The sequence below is a fragment of the Streptomyces sp. NPDC007971 genome (assembly GCF_042958635.1).
Lineage (GTDB): Bacteria > Actinomycetota > Actinomycetes > Streptomycetales > Streptomycetaceae > Streptomyces.
In genome coordinates this window covers 276,296-293,444 of record NZ_JBIBJK010000002.1, presented here as the reverse complement: position 1 = coordinate 293,444, position 17,149 = coordinate 276,296, and the positions used below count along the sequence as shown (strand labels likewise).

Below are 17,149 nucleotides of genomic sequence, written 5' to 3'. Positions count from 1 at the left end.
CCAGTGATAAATCGGGGTGTCCCATGCCAAAAAGGTCCGAATATGACCGAATGGGGTTATTTCTCGTCCCGCCGACCGGACGTGCCGGTCGCGCCGGTCCCGTGCAGCACCGTTGCGGTACCGCGCATCACCGCTGCAGTACCGCGAACGACGCCCCCTGATTGTCGGTGACGACCGCCACCTGTCCGTACGACGCCTCGAACCGCGGCACCTGGACCCGCCCGCCGAGCCGCTGCACGGCCCCGAGGGCGTCGTCGAGGTCCCCGACCCCGAAGTGGGCGAGGAAGTGCGGGGGCATCTCGGCAGGGAAGACCTCGGAGACGTCCGCGCGGCCGAAGTCGGGCTCGGCGTCGGCGCCGAACAGGGCCTCGTGGAAGAGGTCGCCGTAGAAGGTGTTGGCCACGGCGGTGTCGCGCGTGTACAGCTGGGCCCAGACGAACGTGCCGGGCTCGTGCCACCGGCCGAAGCCCTCGTGACTGCCCGGCTGCCACAGGCCGAACACCGCGCCGTCGGGGTCGGTGGCCAGGGCGTGGACACCGAGATCGCCCAGGGCCACCGGGCCCGTGATGAGCCGGCCGCCGCCCGCGACGATCCGCCGCCCCAGGGCCACGGCGTCCGGCGTCGCGAAGTACACCGTCCAGACGCTGGGCATCCGGCCGTCCGCCTTGCGGGCGAGCGTGGCGACGGGCTCGTCGTCCAGCCGGGCCCACACGGCGGAGCCGTAGGCCTCCCCGGGCTCGGAGAAGGTCCACCCGAAGAGCTCCCCGTAGAACCGCTTGCCCGCCTCCACGTCGGAAAGCTGCGCGTCCACCCAGCAGGGGACGCCCTCTCCGTACACCGATGCCCTGTTTTCGGCCATGCCGCCAAAGTAACCGCGCCGCGCGCACCCCGCAGACCAGCCACACCACCCTCAGCGCACCCGTGCACCCCATTTGCAGTCGGCCGAATCGCGCTCCGATCACCCCTCGGTAAGCTGACGGCATGACAGGACAAGTGCGTACCGTCGACGGCCGCGTGGCCGGCCGGCGTGGGCAGGCGACCCGGCAGAAGCTGCTCGACTGCCTCAGCGAGATGCTCAGCTCCTCCCCGTACCGGGACGTCAAGGTCATCGATGTCGCCCGGAAGGCGGGCACTTCGCCCGCGACCTTCTACCAGTACTTCCCGGACGTCGAGGGCGCCGTCCTGGAGATCGCCGAGCAAATGGCCGCCGAGGGCGCCGGGTTGACCGAGCTGCTCGAAGGGCGCTCCTGGGCCGGCAAGGCGGGCTGGCAGACCGCCCAGGAACTGGTGGACGGATTCCTGGAGTTCTGGCGGAAGAACGATGCGATCCTGCGGGTGGTGGACCTCGGCGCCGCCGAGGGGGACAAACGGTTCTACAAGATCCGCATGAAGATCCTGAACTCGGTGAACAACTCCCTTGCCGACTCCATCGCGGAACTGCAGGCCAAGGGCAGGGTCGACAAGGACGTGAACCCGGCCGCGATCGCGGGTTCGATGGTCGCGATGCTCGCCGCGGTGGCCTCGCACCAGAAGGGTTTCCAGAGCTGGGGCGTCAAGCAGGCGGAACTCAAGCCGAACCTGGCGCTGTTGGTGCACCTGGGCGTGACCGGCAAGAAGCCGACGAAGTAGCGGCCCCTTTTCCAGGATCCCGTTTTCGAGGCTTCCGATTCCGGCTTTACGATGCAAGTTTCCGATGCCGGGTTTCCGATGCCGGGTTCCGTCTCCCGGGTTCTGCGGCTCCGGGAAGTTCCAAGTCCTGTCTGGCAGGCGGTGGTTCACATGGGGTGAACCACCGCCTGCGCCGCTATGCGGGCAGCGGCCGGTCCCGCACCACGTGCTTCATCACCAGCGTCGAGGTCAGGCGCTGCACGCCCGGCAGGGTCGCCAGGCGCTCGTCGTACAGCCGCTGGAAGGCGGCGAGGTCGGCGGTGGCCACCCGCAGCAGGTAGTCGGGCTCGCCGAACAGCCGCTGGGCGTCGAGCACGTGCTCCAGCTCGCTGACTGCCCGCTCGAACTCGACGACCGTCTCCCGGTCCTCCTGCCGCATGGAGACGAAGACCAGCGCCTCGAAGTTCAGCCCGAGCGCGGCCGGGTCGACCACCGCGCGGTAGCCCTCGATGGCGCCGGACCGCTCCAGCTCGCGCAGCCGCCGGTGGCAGGGCGAGACGCTCAGGCGCACCCGGGCGGCCAGCTCGGTCACGGTCAGCCGCCCGTCCTGCTGCAGCTCGGCAAGGATTTTCCGGTCTACGTCGTCCATGAAGAAGATATTTGCTCAGAAGCTGCGATCATGGGCAAACTTCGGGAACACTTTCGGGCCATTCGCGCCTAATCTCCCCAGCATGGACTCGGGACTGCTCTTCTCCTTCCTCGCCGTTGACCTGCTGCTGGTGTGTGTGCCGGGCGCCGACTGGGCGTACGTCATCGCGACCGCCCTGCGCGGCAGCTCGGTGCCGCGCGCGGTGGCGGGTCTGGTCTCGGGATACGCCCTGCACACGGTGCTGGCGACGGCGGGCCTCGCGGTGCTGGTGGCGGGCTCGCCGCGCCTGCTGACCGCGCTGACGGTCGCGGGCGCCGGCTATCTGCTCTGGCTGGGCTGGGGTGTGCTGCGCCGCCCGGTGGTCCCGGGGGCCGCGGACGAGGATCCCGGCACCGGCCGCCGGCTCTTCCTGCGGGGTGCCACGATCAGCGGCCTGAACCCCAAGGGCCTGCTGCTCTACCTGTCCGTCCTTCCCCAGTTCCTCACCCTCACGGGCGCCCATCTCCCCGTACCCGCGCAGACGGCGGCGATGGGCCTGCTCCATATGGCGTGCTGCGCGGCCGTCTACCTCACCGTGGGCGCACTCGCCCGCGCGCTGCTCGCCGCCCGCCCCGTGGCGGCTCGCGCGGTCACCCGCACCTCGGGGGCGGCGATGCTTGGAATCGGCGCGTTTTTGCTGGTGGAGCGGTTGGCAACGCTTTAGCTTCGCTGGGGGCCGGGGGGTGGGGGTGGGCTGGGGTCGGTGGGTGTCTGCGGCAGCGCCGGGGCTGGTCGCGCAGTTCCCCGCGCCCCTGAAGGGGAACGCCGTGCTGTTGGCCGCGTCCCTGAGGGGGATCGTCGTGGCGTTGGGGGTGGTCTTCAGGTCCTTGGGGCTAGCGGTGGGTGAGGCGGAAGAGGCGGATCTCTCGCTCCACCCGTCCCTGGTACGTGGCGTACGGCGGCCAGAACGCCAGGAGTTTCCTCCAGGCCGCAGCCCGCTCCTCGCCCTGGAGCAGCCGGGCCGTGACGGGGATGTCCCGGCCCTTCCAGCTGATCGAGGCCTCCGGATGGGCGAGCAGGTTGTGGGTCCAGGCGGGGTGGTCGGTGCGGCCGAAGTTGGAGCCGACCAGGAGCCAGCCGTGTCCGTCCTCCTCCGGCATGCAGGCCAGCGGGGTCCGCCGCGCGCGCCCGCTCCTCGCCCCCGTCGAGGTGAGGATCACGCCCGGCAGCATCTGTGCGCTGAGCAGCACTTTTCCCCGGGTCAGCCGGTGCACGGCCCGGTCCAGGGCCGGGACCACGTGCGGGGCGACCTTCGCGAAGGCCCGGGTGGCGGACACCCTCTGCACGAGCCGCACGCCGACGCCGGCCATCAGACCGCCACCTCCCCGCCCGCGAACAGCCCGGCGGCCTCGGCGGCCCGGTCCCGCAGCCGGTGCACCGGCCCGAACAGCAGCTCGTCGCCGGCCGCCCGCTTGAAGTACAGATGGGCCTCGTGCTCCCAGGTGAACCCGATCCCGCCGTGCAGCTGGATCGCCTCCGCGGCCGCGCCCCGCAGCGCCTGGAGCGCCTGTGCGAGCGCGAGCCGGCCCACCTGCCCGCCCGTCTCCCGCCACCGCCCTTGCGAGGGGACGCTGCGCGCGGCACCCTCTGATTCGTTCGCGGTCGCCCAGGCGGCGTAGTAGGCGGCCGAGCGGGCGGACTGCACCCCCACGTACACGTCCGCGAGCCGGTGCTTCACCGCCTGGAAGGAACCGATGGGCCGCCCGAACTGCTCCCGCTGCCCGACGTACTCGACGGTCCGCTCCAGCGCCCGGTCGGCGGCCCCGACGGCCTCGGCGGCGAGCACGGCGGCGGCGGTGTCCCCGAGTGCGGCGAGCGCGGGAAGCACGTCCGCGCCGGCGGTGCCCAGCAGCTCGGCGGGAACGTCCCTCAGTTGGATGCGCCCCTGCGGGCGGGTGGCGTCGAGCGCGGTCTGCCGGGCCCGCAGCACCCCCTCGGCGTCCCCCGCGACCAGGAACAGCAGCGTCCGTGAGCGCGCGAACCCACCGGTGTGCGCGGCGACCAGGAGCAGTCCGGCGCTGTGCCCGTCCAGCACCTGGTCGACCTGCCCGTACAACCGCCACCCGTCCGCGTCGTACCGGGCCTGCACACCGCCGGCCCGTCCCCCGCCGGCCCACTGTCCGTCGTTGCCGCCGGTCAGGGCGAGGGCGGTGGTGAGGGCGGGGCCGGGGACGGCGAGGGCGGCGGTGCGGGTGCCGGCGGCGAGGCGGGGCAGCAGTTCGGCACGCTGGGCCTCGGTGCCGAGGGTGAGGATCAGTGGGGCGGCGAGGACGGCGGTGGCCAGCAGCGGGGAGGGGGCGAGGGTGCGCCCCACCTCCTCGCAGGCGAGGGCGAGTTCGGTGACCGAGCAGCCGACGCCGCCGTAGGCCTCGGGGAGCGCCAGCCCCGGCAGGCCGAGCCGGTCGGCGAGGGCGGTCCACAGGGCGGGGTCGTACCCGGCCGGGCTGTCCACGGCGGCCCGCAGTCCCTCGGTGCCGCAGCGTTTGTGCAGCAGTTCGCGCAGGGTGCGGCGGATCTCGTCCTGCTCGGCGGTGAGGCGCGTGTCCATGGCTGATCCGATCCCTCCGAACCTGATCTGACGGTCCGTCATATTAGGCCGGGCGGAGGGGTAAGCACAGAGGCACGACACTGCCGCGAGGCGCGGTATCTGATGTACCGTCAGATCCATGAAGCCCGGGAACCGGAAAGTCGCCGTGGCCGGGGTGGCCCTCTCCGACTGCGGCCGCGTGGACGACGCGACCCCGTACGCCCTGCACGCCCAGGCGGCCCGCCGTGCCCTCGCGGACGCGGGCCTGGACCGCGCCCTGGTGGACGGCTTCGCCTCGGCGGGCCTCGGCACGCTGGCCCCCGTGGAGGTGGCCGAGTACCTGGGCCTGCACCCCACCTGGGCGGACTCCACCTCCGTCGGCGGCTCGACCTGGGAGGTCATGGCGGCGCACGCGGCGGACGCGATAGCGGCGGGCCACGCGAACGCGGTCCTGCTGGTCTACGGCTCCACGGCACGCGCCGACATCAAGGCGGGCCGCAGGACCGGAAACCTCTCCTTCGGCGCACGCGGCCCCCTCCAGTTCGAGGTCCCCTACGGCCACACCCTGATCGCCAAGTACGCGATGGCCGCACGCCGCCACATGATCGAGCACGGCACGACGATCGAGCAGCTGGCCGAGGTCGCCGTGCAGGCGAGGGCCAACGCGGCCCTGAACCCGCAGGCGATGTTCCGCGAACCGATCACGGTCGACGACGTCCTCGCCGGCCCGATGATCGCCGACCCGTTCACCAAGCTGCACTGCTGCATCCGCTCGGACGGCGGGGCCGCGGTGCTGCTGGCGGCCGAGGAGTACGTGCGGGACTGCCGCAAGCCTCCCGTGTGGATCCTCGGCACCGGCGAGCACCTCTCCCACGCCACGATGTCCGAGTGGCAGGACTTCACCGTCTCCCCGGCCGCGGTGAGCGGCCGCCTCGCCTTCGAACGGGCCGGGGTACGCCCGTCCGAGATCGACTTCGCGCAGATCTACGACGCCTTCACCTACATGACCCTGGTGACCCTGGAGGACCTGGGCTTCTGCGGGAAGGGCGAGGGCGGGGCGTTCGTGGACAAGGGCCGTCTGCTCGTCCGCGGCGGCGAGCTGCCGGTGAACACGGACGGCGGCGGCCTGTCGGCCCAGCACCCCGGCATGCGGGGCCTGTTCCTGCTGGTGGAGGCGGTGCGTCAGCTGCGCGGCGAGGCCGGTGAGCGCCAAGTGCACGCGCGGGACGGTGCGTTGCCGCGGCTGGGAGTGGCGTCGGGGACGGGCGGCTGGTTCTGCTCCTCGGGGACGGTGGTCCTCGGCCGGTGATCCTCGGCCGGTGATCCTCGGCCGGTGACCGGGTCCGGCGGGAGCCGTCGCGACCTGACGCCGGACGATCCGGAGGCAGGACCCTAGGCGTCCCGGCGGAGGTCCCGGATCTCGGGGCGTGGCCGGAAGCCGGCCGACGTGTACGTGGCGACGGCGGCGGTGTTGGAGCTCGGGGTGCACACGATCGCGCTCGACGAGCCCAGCTCCCCCAGTGCGGCCGCCGCGGCGACGGTGATCGCCCTGCCGTAGCCGTGACCGCGGTGTTCCCGGTGCACGCCCGTCGGCTCCAGCAGCCCGGGCCTGCCCGGACCGGCCGACCACACCGTCACCGCCGCCACCGCGTCGCCCCGGTCGTCGTACGCGACCAGACACCGGGCGTCGGCGTACGGCGGTCCGGCCGCCATCGCGTGCCAGCGCTCGTCCGTGAACGCCGACCTGTCGAACGACGCCCGCTGCACGGCGGTCCGCACGTGCGCCTGCTCCGGTCCGATCACCCCGATCCGCACGCCCGGGTCCTCCACCGGCTCGGTGAGGTCGCGGCACAGGGGCGTCCACGGCTCGTCGGCGTGCCAGCCGCCCTCGGACAGCAGATCCTGGACCAGCGCGTCCATGGGCGCCTCGACGTGCACCGTCCCCTCCGCCAGTACGCCCCGCTCCGGCACGGTCACGTCCTGGGCCAGCCGCTGCGCCAGCTCCTCGTCCCGCCGGGCGTCCGGCGCGACCGTCAGCCGCAGCAGCCCGGGGCCGTCCAGCAGCCCGACGGCGAGGATCCGCCCGCCCCGGCTCCAGGTCCGTACCGCCGCGGCCGTCGCCTGCGCACCGAACCGCCAGAACCAGCCAAGATCGCCCGGATGCAGTTGCATGGGCGCCCCCTCGTACTGCCACTCCCGCAGCGCGCCCACGGCCTCGCTCAACCCGTCGGCCCCCGGCTCGCCCAGCGCAATCGCCATGCCCCCGATCACACACCACCGCACCGACGGCCCGCACCCGGTTTCCGGCCGGCTCTCAGTCGTCGTCCCGCAGCCTGCGCCAGATGCGGGTGCGGTGCAGGACGTAGAGCGCGAGGAGCACGACGACGGTCTGCAGGCCGATGGCGAGCAGCCAGAAGACGTCCTTGCTCTCCATCTCGTCGGTCAGATAGCTGAAGTTCATGCCGAAGAACCCGGTCAGGAACGACAGCGGCAGGAAGATCACCGACACGATGGCCAGCCGGTTGATGACGGCGTTCTGCTCCCCGGAGACGAGGGTGGAGTAGCTGGCGAAGGCGCGCCGGGAGGCGTCCTGGAGGGACTCGATGTCCGTGTGCACCAGCCTCGCCGCGTGCTGGAACTCGCGGGCGAGCCGCTGGCGCGCCTTGGGGAAGCTGCGGTCCATCATCCTTCGGGTGAACATCTCGTCCATCACCTGGAGGTAGGGCAGGAGCGTGCGGTGGAGGAGGGCGGAGTGCCGTCGCAGCTGTGACAGCCGGTAGATCTGGTCGGGGCGTCGTCCCTGGAACATCTCGTCCTCCAGTTCCTCCACCAGCAGCAGGTCCTGTACGGCGGACCGGCGGTAGGTCGCCATGGCCTCCTGGAGCAGCAGGAAGAGCACGGCCACGGTGTCGGGAGGCTGCTCGCTCTGCAGCTGCGCGGTGATGCTCTCCCGCAGGCCGGCCTGTCCCCGGTGGACCGTGAGGAGAAACCGCTCGGTCACCAGGGCATGGACATGGGCGACCTCGCCCCCCTTGACCACGGGTACGACGAAAGCGGCCCGGTCCCCGAGGAACTCGGCCCGGGCCGGTACGCCCTCCCTGCCGAGCCAGAGCGGATTCTCCGGCTCCAGGCCGAGCTGGTGCGAGACCGGCGGCGCCTCGGCCGGCGGCGCCTCGGGCAGTTCGACGTCGACGAGCAGGAAATCGGATGTGGCGAGGCGCTCACGTACCTCCGTCACGTCCGTACGCGTGACGCCCCCCTCCGGCATCGACACCACCGTTACGATCATCGCCCCTCTCCGTTGGTCCCGGCGCCCACGGTCCCAGCGTGCGCACGGCCCGGCGTCCCCGCACCCGGAGGGACTCGCGCGCCTCGCGGCGTGCGGCCCACCGGGTGACGGGCCGGCCGGTGGCCGCCGACCACGGGGGCGGCCCCGGTGCCGGGCGGCGAGGCGATACTCGGCCCATGGCACACAAGGATCTCCACGAGATGCTGCGTTCGCTGCGGGTCTGGTCGCCCGAGGTGACGCAGCTGCGCCCCTTCGACCCGGACACCGCCCCGCCGACGCCCCTGCTCCTGTTCACGAGCTGGTTCGCCCAGGCGGTGGAGGCGGGGCAGCCGGAGCCGCACACGATGTCGCTCGCGACGACGGACGAGGAGGGCAGGCCGGACGTGCGGATCGTGATGCTGCACGGTGCCGACGGGGAGGGCTGGTCGTTCGCGACGCACGCCACGAGCCGCAAGGGCCGGGCGCTGAGCGCCCACCCGCACGCGGCCCTGGCCTTCTACTGGCCGGTGCTGGGGCGCCAGGTGCGGGTGCGGGGGCCGGTGACGTCCGCGCCCTGCGAGGAGAGCCAGGCCGACCTGCACGCCCGCTCGACGGGCGCGCTGGCGGCGGCGCTCACCGGGCGGCAGAGCGAACAGCTGGCGTCGGTGGAGGAGCTGAGGCGGGCCTCGCAAGCGGCGTGGGAGAAGGCTCGGGCGAATCCGGCCGAGCCCTCGCCCACCTGGACGCTGTACCGGCTGCGGCCGGAGGTGGTCGAGTTCTTCCAGGGGGACGCCGAGCGACGGCACGTACGGCTGGAGTACCGGCGCACCGGGTTCGGCTGGAGCCGCGGTCTGCTCTGGCCCTGACCTCCCCCGCCGCCGGCCCCGGGTTCCCCGCCGCCGGCCCACCGGTCGGCCCGCCGTCAGCCCCCGAACTCCCACACCGCGAAGTCCGCCACGCCCCGGTACCCGATCCGCCGGTAGAGCCCGTTGCTCGTGGGATTCGCGAGGTCGGTGAAGAGGAGGACCTCCGCCGTCCCCGAGTCCCGCGCGGCACGGCTCACCTCGGCGGTCACCGCGCCCGCGTAGCCGCGGCCACGCCGGTCCGCCGGGGTGTACACGGGAGCCACCCGCACCTGGCCGGCCGCCTCGGGGGTCACCCCCGCCATGGAGACGGGGGTCCCGTCCGGGGTCTCCCAGAGGGTGACGCCGCCGTGTCCGATGCGGGCGTCGGCCCAGCCGCCCGGATCCTGGTTCAGGGGCTCGCCGACATCGGCCATGAACGAAGCCTTCCAGCGCACCAGCAGGTCCCGGTCGGCCGGCCCGGCGACCCGCGCCCGGCCCTCGGGCACCGGCTGCGGAACGCTCAACTCCGCCAGCCGGTACAGCCGTTGGTTCTTGTGGATCCGGCCCGCCGTGCCGGTGCGCCGCTGCCAGGCCGCGGCGAAGGCGGCCGCCGCATCCCGTTCGCCCGAGACCCCGGTGACCGGGTGGCCGAGATCCGCCAGCCGGGCCGCCAGCGCCTCGGCCTCCCGCGTGCCCAGCGGGGTGAGGTGGACCGGGAAGGGCGGGGTGTGCAGGAGCGCCGCCAGGACCGCGCCGCTCTCGTCCTCCAGCGCCCCGAACAGCGGTGCCCGCTCGCCGAACAGGTTCAGTCCACGCGTGCGCAGCGCGTCGGTCACCGTCAGCGGCACCGTGTGCAGGGCCGGCCGGGAGCCGAGGAAGCCACCGGTACGGGCGAGGAACTCGTCGAGGTCGTGGGTCAGATGCCAGGCGTCCGGATGCATGTCTGCATGATTGCGGTCAGACGCCGGGCCCGAACACCGGTTTTCCCTCGCGGAACATCACCCGCAGCGGCATCCCGGCCGCCAGGTCCCCCGCCGCGCACTCCACCAGTTCCGTCATCATCCGCGGCCCCTCGGCCAGGTCCACCACCGCGGCCGTGTACGGGGTGCGGTCGCCGAAGGGCGGAAGGTCGTTGCGGTGGACCGTGGACCAGGTGTAGAGGGTCGCGCGGCCGCTCGCCTCCTCCCAGGTCACCTCCTCGCTCCAGCAGTGCGGGCAGAACTCCCGGGGGTAGTGGTGGGCCCGGCCGCAGGCCCCGCACCGGCGGACCAGGAGCCGGCCCTCGGCGGCCGCCTCCCAGTACGGGCGGGTGAAGGCGTCGGTCTCGGGGACGTCGAAGCGTGCGCCGCTCACCAGACCCGCCCCGGTGCCTGCATCGGGCCCGCCCCACCGCGCCCGGCCGCCCCGCCCGGCGCCGGCATCACAACCACCCCGTCGCCCCCGGCCGCCCTGCCCGCCGCCCGCATCAGAACCACCCCAGTGCCGCGTCCAGCGACCACGTCTGCCACGCCATGCCGAAGAAGCCGACCAGCGAGATCAGCGCCATCATCGAGTTCTGCCCCTGCTCCGCCCAGTCGTGGATCATGAGGACGAAGTAGAGGACGTTCAGGGCCAGGCCGCCCAGCAGGGCCACTGGGGTCAGGACGCCCAGGATCAGGCCCAGGCCCAGGGCGAGTTCGGCGTACGCCACGATGTACGCCATCAGCTTCGGCCGCGGTTTCACCACCGTCTCGAAGCCCGACCGCACCGGGGCCCAGCGGTGTTTCGCCGCCACGTCCGCCGCCCAGGCGATGCCCGCCCCGCGCTGGAACCAGGCCTTCTTGTCCTTGTGCCGCCAGCTCTCCAGCCACCACAGACCGAGGCCTATGCGCAGCACCGCGAGCCATTCCGCGCCGTCCAGCCAGATCGCGTCCATGGCATCTGACGGTACGTCAGATCACCGGGAAAGCCGAGGGGTCCGCCGCCGATCGGCTGCGACAGCCTCCGGTCCATGCTGCGACCGCCTCCGGTCCACGCTGTGACCGTCCTCGGTCCCCGCTGCGTCCGCCTCCGGCCCCGGCGGCGAAGCGAACGGCCTCCGCCGTCGGCACGGGGGCACGGCACAGGCACCTGCCCCGGCCTCGGCCCCGGCCACCGGATCGAGTGGATCGCCGAGCTGCGCGGACACCGCAGGCGCAAGGCGGGCCGGCGCCCCGGCGCGACCGGCGGGGACCGTGGCATTCGTGCATGACATGCATCGCTTCCGACGATCCGGAACGGCTACGACACCTGATCCACGCACACCTCCCACAGGCGTGATCAATCCGCAACCAATTCCGGTCTTGACCGAGACCCATCAACCGGGTGGGTGATTACGCTCCCGCTCATGGCCGCCTCCCGTCCCACTCCCGTACACCTCTCGTCGACCCCCGCCGACCGCCCCGTCTACGTCATCGGGGCCGGCCCCGGCGGACTCGCCGCCGCGTACGCGCTGCGCGCGCGGGGCATACGGGCCGTGGTGCTGGAGAAGGCCGACCGGGTCGGCGCCTCCTGGCGGCACCACTACGACCGGCTCCGCCTGCACACCACCCGCCGGCTGTCCGCCCTGCCGGGACTCGCGGTACCGCGCCGGTTCGGGCGCTGGGTGTCCCGGGACGACGTGGTGCGCTACCTGGAGAAGTACACCGAGCACCACGAGCTGGAGATCGTCACCGGCGTGGAGGTCTTCCGCGTCGAGCGGTCCGCGGACGGCGAGGGCTGGCTGCTGCACGCCTCCGGCGGGCGCGAGCTGACCGGCAGCGCGGTGGTCGTCGCCACCGGCCACAACCACACCCCGCGGGTGCCCCCGTGGCCGGGCCTGGACGGTTACGACGGGGAGTTCCTGCATGCCGGCGTGTACCGGAACGCCGAGCCGTACGCGGGCCGGGACGTGCTCGTCGTCGGCGTCGGCAACACCGGCGCCGAGATCGCCGTCGACCTGGTGGAGGGCGGGGCCGCGCGGGTGCGGCTGGCCGTGCGGACCGTCCCGCACATCGTGCGCCGCTCGTCCTTCGGCTGGGCCGCCCAGTACTCGGGGGTGCTGGTGCGGCGCCTGCCGGTCCGGCTCGTCGACCGGCTCGCGCGTCCCGTGGCGAGGCTGAGCACGCCCGACCTGTCCGCGCACGGCCTGCCGCGCCCCGGCACCGGGCTGTACAGCAGGGTGCGGGAGGGCGCCATCCCCGTCCAGGACGTCGGCCTGATCGACGCCGTGCGCAAGGGGAAGGTGGAGATCGTGGCCGCCGTCGAGGGGTTCGAGGACGGGAAGGTGCTCCTGGCCGACGGGAGCCGCCTCGCGCCGGACGCCGTGATCGCGGCGACGGGCTACACGCGCGCGCTGGAAGGGCTGGTCGGGCACCTCGGCGTGCTCGACGGGCACGGCCGACCCGTGGCCCACGGATCCGGCACACCGGCGAACGCGCCCGGCCTGTACTTCACCGGGTTCACCAATCCGATCAGCGGGATGCTCCGGGAGCTGGCGATCGACGCACAGAAGATCGCCAAGTCGGTGGCCCGGAGTCTCGCCTAGGACCCCCTTTCCGGACCGTGCCGGGGTCGCGGACCCCGGCACGCACACCCGACCCCGCTCGGGCCGGCCCCGATGCGCAGCGACCCGAAGTCGGCCCCGTCCGGAAGAACGACCCCGGCCGCTCCACAACTTTGCCGGTCCGACCAGTTCCTGACAGTGCGTCAGTTCAGTAATCTGACACAGCGTCAGTTACTTGCCAGTCACGACAGGAGCGGGCGGACGATGCTTGGATCAACCCACGGCACCCTCACCACCGACTCCCGCCGGGCCCGGGTCATCGCCTGCGGCGAACAGCGGCCCGGACCCGTCGTACACGACCAGGTCGGCGACGTCGACGTCAGCGGGCGGCCGTTGTCCGCGGACGTACCGGATCTGGCGCGTTTCTTCCGGCCCGAGTCGCTCGCCGTGATCGGCGCCTCGGACGCCGAGGGGCGGCCGAACACCGGGATCACCCGGCAACTGCTGGCCTGGGCCGAGCGGGTGGGGGCGCGCGTGCATCCGGTGCACCCGGCCCGGCCGTCCGTGTTCGGCATCCCCTGCGCCGCCACGGTCGCCGACCTGCCCGAACAGGTGGACCTGGCCGTGCTGCTGGTCGCGGACCCGCTGCCGGTGATCGAGGAACTCGCCGAGACGAAGGTGAAGTTCGCCGTGGCCTTCGCCTCCGGGTTCGCGGAGACGGGCGCGGAGGGGGCCGAGGCACAGGAGCGGCTGGCCCGGGCGGTGCGGCGGTCGGGGCTGCGGCTGCTCGGACCCAACACCAACCTGAACGCCTTCGAGCGGTTCCGGGACGACCTGGACGGCCCCGCGATCGCGCTGATCACCCAGTCCGGACACCAGGGCCGCCCCGTCTTCTCCCTCCAGGAACTGGGCATCCGGCTCTCCCACTGGGCGCCGACCGGCAACGAGGCCGACCTGGAGACGGCCGACTTCGTCTCCTACTTCGCCGAACAGCCCGAGGTAGGCGCCATCGCCGCCTACCTCGAGGGGCTCAAGGACGGCCGCGCCTTCCTGCTGGCCGCCGACCGCGCCGCCCGCCGGGGGGTGCCGGTGGTCGCGGTGAAGGTGGGCCGCACCGAGGCCGGCGCCCGCACGGCCGCCACCCACACCGGCAAGCTCACCGGCGCGGACGACGTGGTGGACGCGGCCATGCGGCAGTACGGCGTCGTCCGCGTCGACGGTCTCGACGAACTCCAGGACACGGCGGCCCTGCTGGCGCGGGCACGGGCCCCGCGGGCCGAGGGCGTCGTCGTCTGCTCCATCTCCGGCGGCACCGGCGCCCATGTCGCCGACCTCGCGGCCGGGGCAGGACTGCGGCTGCCGACGCTGTCGCCGGACAAGCAGGCCGAGCTGCACCAGTGGATCCCCGAGTACCTGAGCGTGGCCAACCCGGTGGACAACGGCGGCCACCCGGTCGGCGACTGGCGCGGCCGCAGGATCATCGACGCGATCCTCGCCGACCCGCAGGTCGGGGTGCTGATCTGCCCGGTCACCGGCCCCTTCCCGCCGCTCAGCGACCGGCTCGTACGCGACCTGGTCGAGGCGGCCGAGGAGACGGACAAGCTGGTGTGCGTGGTGTGGGGATCACCGGTGGGCACCGAGCCGGCGTACCGCGAGGTCCTGCTCGGCTCCTCGCGGGTGGCCACCTTCCGCACCGTCGGCAACTGCCTCACCGCCGTCCGCGCCTGGCTCGACCACCACCGCTTCGTGAGCGACTACCGCTCCCCCTTCGACGAAGCCCCGCGCACCCTCTCCCCCTCCTTCCGCAAGGCCGAGGCCCTGATGCGGCCGGGCCAGCAGCTCAGCGAGCACGCGGCCAAGCAGCTGCTGCGCGCCTACGGCATCCGGGTGCCGCGCGAGCAACTGGTCACCAGCGCGGCCGCGGCCGTACGGGCGGCCGCGCAGGTCGGCTATCCGGTGGTGATGAAGGCGTCCGGCGCGCAGATCGCCCACAAGACCGAACTGGGCCTGGTGAAGATCGGCCTCACCTCGGCCAGCCAGGTCCGCGACGCCTACCGCGAGCTGACCGACATCGCCCGCTACGAGGGCGTCTCGCTGGACGGTGTGCTGGTGTGCCAGATGGTCGAGCAGGGCGTGGAGATGGTCGTGGGGGTGACCCACGACGAGCTGTTCGGGCCGACCGTCACCGCCGGGCTGGGCGGGGTGCTGGTGGAGGTGCTGCGCGACGCCGCCGTACGCGTTCCGCCGTTCGGCGAGGAGCAGGCCCGGGACATGTTCGCCGAACTGCGCGGACGGGCTCTGCTGGACGGGGTACGGGGGCGGCCGCCGGCCGACCTCGACGCCCTCGTGGAGGTCGTCCTGCGCGTCCAGCGCATGGCGCTCGAACTGGGTGACCAGCTGGCCGAGCTGGACATCAACCCGCTGATGGTGCTGCCCCGCGGGCAGGGCGCGGTGGCGCTGGACGCGCTGGTGATGTGCCGATGAGCGGCGACGCGGTACGCCACGAGGCCCGCGGTCGGGTCGCGTACGTCACCCTCGACCGCCCCGAGACCCTGAACGCCCTCACCCCCGGGGACCGGGACCGCCTGATCTCCCTGCTTCAGGAGGCGTCGGCGGACCCGGACGTCCGGGCCGTCGTCCTCACCGGCACCGGCCGCGGCTTCTGCGCGGGCGCGGACCTGCGCGGCGGAGGGGGTGGCGGGGAGCGCATCCCGGGTGATGTGTCCCGCACGCTGCGCCTCGGCGCCCAGCGGCTCGTCTCCGCCGTGCTCGACTGCGAGAAGCCGGTGATCGCCGCCGTGAACGGCACGGCGGCCGGGCTCGGCGCGCACCTTGCCCTCGCCTGCGACCTGGTGCTGGCGGCCGAGTCGGCCCGCTTCATCGAGGTGTTCGTGCGGCGCGGCCTGGTACCGGACGCCGGCGGGGCGTATCTGCTCCCCCGGCTGATCGGCCTGCACCGGGCCAAGGAGCTGATGTTCTTCGGGGACGCGCTCCCGGCGCCGGAGGCGGAACGGCTGGGGCTGGTCAACCGGGTCGTCCCCGACGGCGAACTGGCGAAGACCGCCCACGCGTGGGCGGCCCGTCTGGCCGCCGGCCCCACCCGCGCCCTGGCCCTGACCAAGCAGCTGGTGAACGCCTCCCTCGACGTCGACCGCGCCGCGGCCTTCGCGGCCGAGGCAGCGGCACAGGAGATCAACATGACGACGGAGGACGCCCGGGAGGGCCTGCGGGCGTTCGTGGAGCGCCGGGAGGCGGAGTTCCGGGGCCGCTGAGGCTCAGCCGGACCGCTGGAGGATCCACACGGTGCCCCCGGCCAGGTCAGGTCGGCGGCCCGGAGGCGTTGGCGGATGTTCTCCCACCCCATGGGCGCAGCCTACGCAGCGCCCTTCCCCTGTCCGCACAACCCTTCCCATCTGATGGTCCGTCAGCTTCAATGGATGGCGTGATGGGACACGCAGGGGCGGCGGCCGCCGCCGTCCGTTACCTCAGGTCGGTACCGGGCCCAGGGCCCGCGGAAGCACTGCCGCGCCCGCAGTTGCGGTGCGTCCGGGAGAACGAGCGAGCGCCGCTGGACCAGGCCGAGTTCCGGCGCGTGCTGGGGAACTTCGCGACGGGCGTCACCGTGGTGACGGCACCGCCCACGGAGGGCGCGCCGTCCCCCGCCGGTTTCGCCTGCCAGTCCTTCTCCTCCCTCTCCCTCGACCCGCCCCTGGTCTGCTTCATGGTCGGCCGCACGTCGACCACCTGGCCGCGCATCGCCCACGCCGGTGCCTTCTGCGTCAACGTCCTCGGCGCCGGCCAGGGCGACCTCTGCCGGGCCTTCGCGGTGAGCGGTGCCGACAAGTTCGCGGGGGTGGCCCACGACGCGGCGCCCGTCTCCGGCGCCCCTCGCCTGGCCGGGGCGGTGGCCTGGATCGACTGCACGATCCACGCGGTGCACACCGGAGGCGACCACCTGATCGTCGTCGGCCGGGTGACCGCACTCGGCGCCGACGGCCCGGACGAGCCGCTGCTCTTCCACCGGGGGCGGTTCGGGCGGCCGGCAGCGCACTGAGCCGGGCACGGACTGAGCCGGTCATGGCCCGAGCCGGTCGCGGCCCGCGCCCGCCGCAGACCGAGCGGGCCCCGGACCGGGCCGACCGTGGACCGAGTGCCGCCGCAGGCCCGGCCGACCGTGAACCCGGTTACGCGCCCTCGGCCGGGGGCCGGACGGTCCGCCAGCGTGGTGCCTCGTCGTCCGGGGTGTCCGGGGAGGCGAAGTGGAACGGCACCCCGAGGTGCTGGGCCAGGGCGCGGCCCGCCTCGGCGGCGGCGGTGGCCGGCCGGGGTCCGCCACGGCGCTGGTAGACGGTCGCCAGATGGCCTTCGCCGTGCGGGTCGTCCAGGACGGCGACCAGGAGCACGAACCAGTCGTGGACGGTGTCGCCGTCCCAGATCGCCTCGACCGCGGCCACCCGGCCCGGGCAGGCCGCCGCGCGGGCCGCGAGCGAGGGGACGTCGAGCGGATCGGGCGGCGTGTACCGCACACGGTCGCCGAGGGCCTCGTAGCGCTGCAGGACCACCTGTTCCGCCTCGCGCAGGCCGAGCCCCAGCGGGCGCAGCGCCTCACACACGACCTTGATCGCCATGATCCGCCGGTCGCGCAGTACGTTCTCGTCGGTCTCCTGGCGGGTCCGCTCCTCCAGGTAGGACCACCAGCCGCTCATCGGGC

Annotated in this window: 18 protein-coding genes; 8 read left to right on the top strand and 10 right to left on the bottom strand. The window is 73.3% G+C overall.

Going from position 1 to position 17,149, the window contains the following annotated elements; all coding sequences use genetic code 11:
• Nucleotides 1-127: 127 nt before the first annotated feature.
• Nucleotides 128-859 (bottom strand): VOC family protein, encoded by a 732-nt coding sequence (locus tag ACFZCP_RS05115; RefSeq protein ID WP_391424150.1) that lies wholly within the window; start codon nt 857-859, stop codon nt 128-130.
• Nucleotides 860-981: 122 nt separating this feature from the next.
• Between ACFZCP_RS05115 and ACFZCP_RS05110 the strand changes: the two genes are divergently transcribed.
• A complete protein-coding gene (locus tag ACFZCP_RS05110) occupies nt 982-1,629 on the top strand; it encodes a TetR family transcriptional regulator (RefSeq protein ID WP_362681152.1) in 648 nt (215 codons plus the stop codon).
• Between the two features lie 175 nt (nt 1,630-1,804).
• Here ACFZCP_RS05110 and ACFZCP_RS05105 read toward each other — a convergent pair whose 3' ends face one another.
• Nucleotides 1,805-2,257 (bottom strand): Lrp/AsnC family transcriptional regulator, encoded by a 453-nt coding sequence (locus ACFZCP_RS05105; protein WP_362681155.1) that lies wholly within the window; start codon nt 2,255-2,257, stop codon nt 1,805-1,807.
• Nucleotides 2,258-2,339: 82 nt separating this feature from the next.
• Between ACFZCP_RS05105 and ACFZCP_RS05100 the strand changes: the two genes are divergently transcribed.
• Complete coding sequence (locus ACFZCP_RS05100; protein ID WP_362681157.1) at nt 2,340-2,960, top strand: LysE family translocator; 621 nt, start codon at nt 2,340-2,342, stop codon at nt 2,958-2,960.
• A gap of 169 nt (nt 2,961-3,129) precedes the next feature.
• On the opposite strand, the gene ACFZCP_RS05095 is transcribed toward ACFZCP_RS05100, so the two are convergent.
• Together ACFZCP_RS05095 and ACFZCP_RS05090 are read right to left on the bottom strand one after the other, a co-directional pair.
• A complete protein-coding gene (locus tag ACFZCP_RS05095; protein ID WP_391424147.1) occupies nt 3,130-3,606 on the bottom strand; it encodes a nitroreductase family deazaflavin-dependent oxidoreductase in 477 nt (158 codons plus the stop codon).
• Nucleotides 3,606-4,844 (bottom strand): acyl-CoA dehydrogenase family protein, encoded by a 1,239-nt coding sequence (locus tag ACFZCP_RS05090; RefSeq protein WP_391424145.1) that lies wholly within the window; start codon nt 4,842-4,844, stop codon nt 3,606-3,608. Before ACFZCP_RS05090 ends, ACFZCP_RS05095 begins: the two co-directional genes overlap by 1 nt.
• Nucleotides 4,845-4,962: 118 nt before the next feature.
• Here ACFZCP_RS05090 and ACFZCP_RS05085 point away from each other — a divergent pair, with 118 nt between their 5' ends.
• Complete coding sequence (locus tag ACFZCP_RS05085) at nt 4,963-6,132, top strand: acetyl-CoA acetyltransferase (protein ID WP_391424143.1); 1,170 nt, start codon at nt 4,963-4,965, stop codon at nt 6,130-6,132.
• An 83-nt stretch (nt 6,133-6,215) separates the two neighbouring features.
• On the opposite strand, the gene ACFZCP_RS05080 is transcribed toward ACFZCP_RS05085, so the two are convergent.
• Both ACFZCP_RS05080 and ACFZCP_RS05075 read right to left on the bottom strand, forming a co-directional pair.
• Entirely contained in the window at nt 6,216-7,082 is an 867-nt protein-coding gene (locus tag ACFZCP_RS05080) for a GNAT family N-acetyltransferase (protein ID WP_391424142.1), read from the bottom strand.
• A 55-nt stretch (nt 7,083-7,137) separates the two neighbouring features.
• Nucleotides 7,138-8,112, bottom strand: a complete 975-nt coding sequence (locus tag ACFZCP_RS05075) for a CorA family divalent cation transporter (RefSeq protein ID WP_391424140.1) — start codon at nt 8,110-8,112, stop codon at nt 7,138-7,140.
• 176 nt (nt 8,113-8,288) lie between these two features.
• On the opposite strand from ACFZCP_RS05075, the gene ACFZCP_RS05070 reads away from it, so the two are divergent.
• On the top strand, nt 8,289-8,957 hold the full coding sequence (locus tag ACFZCP_RS05070) for a pyridoxal 5'-phosphate synthase (RefSeq protein ID WP_391424138.1): 669 nt from the start codon (nt 8,289-8,291) through the stop codon (nt 8,955-8,957).
• A gap of 56 nt (nt 8,958-9,013) precedes the next feature.
• On the opposite strand, the gene ACFZCP_RS05065 is transcribed toward ACFZCP_RS05070, so the two are convergent.
• The 3 genes from ACFZCP_RS05065 to ACFZCP_RS05055 all read right to left on the bottom strand — a co-directional run bounded on the left by ACFZCP_RS05065 (nt 9,014) and on the right by ACFZCP_RS05055 (nt 10,851).
• Nucleotides 9,014-9,877 carry a GNAT family N-acetyltransferase gene (locus ACFZCP_RS05065; protein ID WP_391424136.1) on the bottom strand — a complete coding sequence of 288 codons (864 nt, stop codon included), beginning with the start codon at nt 9,875-9,877 and terminating at the stop codon, nt 9,014-9,016.
• Between the two features lie 16 nt (nt 9,878-9,893).
• Nucleotides 9,894-10,289, bottom strand: a complete 396-nt coding sequence (locus tag ACFZCP_RS05060; RefSeq protein WP_391424135.1) for an OB-fold domain-containing protein — start codon at nt 10,287-10,289, stop codon at nt 9,894-9,896.
• A gap of 112 nt (nt 10,290-10,401) precedes the next feature.
• Nucleotides 10,402-10,851: a DoxX family membrane protein gene (locus ACFZCP_RS05055; protein ID WP_391424133.1), complete on the bottom strand. Its 450-nt coding sequence runs from the start codon at nt 10,849-10,851 to the stop codon at nt 10,402-10,404.
• Nucleotides 10,852-11,301: 450 nt separating this feature from the next.
• On the opposite strand from ACFZCP_RS05055, the gene ACFZCP_RS05050 reads away from it, so the two are divergent.
• The 4 genes from ACFZCP_RS05050 to ACFZCP_RS05035 all read left to right on the top strand — a co-directional run bounded on the left by ACFZCP_RS05050 (nt 11,302) and on the right by ACFZCP_RS05035 (nt 16,492).
• Nucleotides 11,302-12,480, top strand: coding sequence for an NAD(P)-binding domain-containing protein (locus ACFZCP_RS05050; protein ID WP_391424131.1), 1,179 nt, complete (start codon nt 11,302-11,304; stop codon nt 12,478-12,480).
• Between the two features lie 222 nt (nt 12,481-12,702).
• Entirely contained in the window at nt 12,703-14,922 is a 2,220-nt protein-coding gene (locus ACFZCP_RS05045; RefSeq protein ID WP_391424129.1) for an acetate--CoA ligase family protein, read from the top strand.
• Nucleotides 14,919-15,710 (top strand): enoyl-CoA hydratase-related protein, encoded by a 792-nt coding sequence (locus tag ACFZCP_RS05040; protein ID WP_391424128.1) that lies wholly within the window; start codon nt 14,919-14,921, stop codon nt 15,708-15,710. The genes ACFZCP_RS05045 and ACFZCP_RS05040 overlap by 4 nt, the downstream gene beginning before the upstream one ends.
• A gap of 173 nt (nt 15,711-15,883) precedes the next feature.
• On the top strand, nt 15,884-16,492 hold the full coding sequence (locus tag ACFZCP_RS05035; protein WP_391424126.1) for a flavin reductase: 609 nt from the start codon (nt 15,884-15,886) through the stop codon (nt 16,490-16,492).
• Nucleotides 16,493-16,622: 130 nt separating this feature from the next.
• Here the strand turns inward: ACFZCP_RS05035 and ACFZCP_RS05030 are convergent, their stop codons facing one another.
• Nucleotides 16,623-17,144: a hypothetical protein gene (locus ACFZCP_RS05030; protein ID WP_391424124.1), complete on the bottom strand. Its 522-nt coding sequence runs from the start codon at nt 17,142-17,144 to the stop codon at nt 16,623-16,625.
• Nucleotides 17,145-17,149 lie beyond the last annotated feature (5 nt).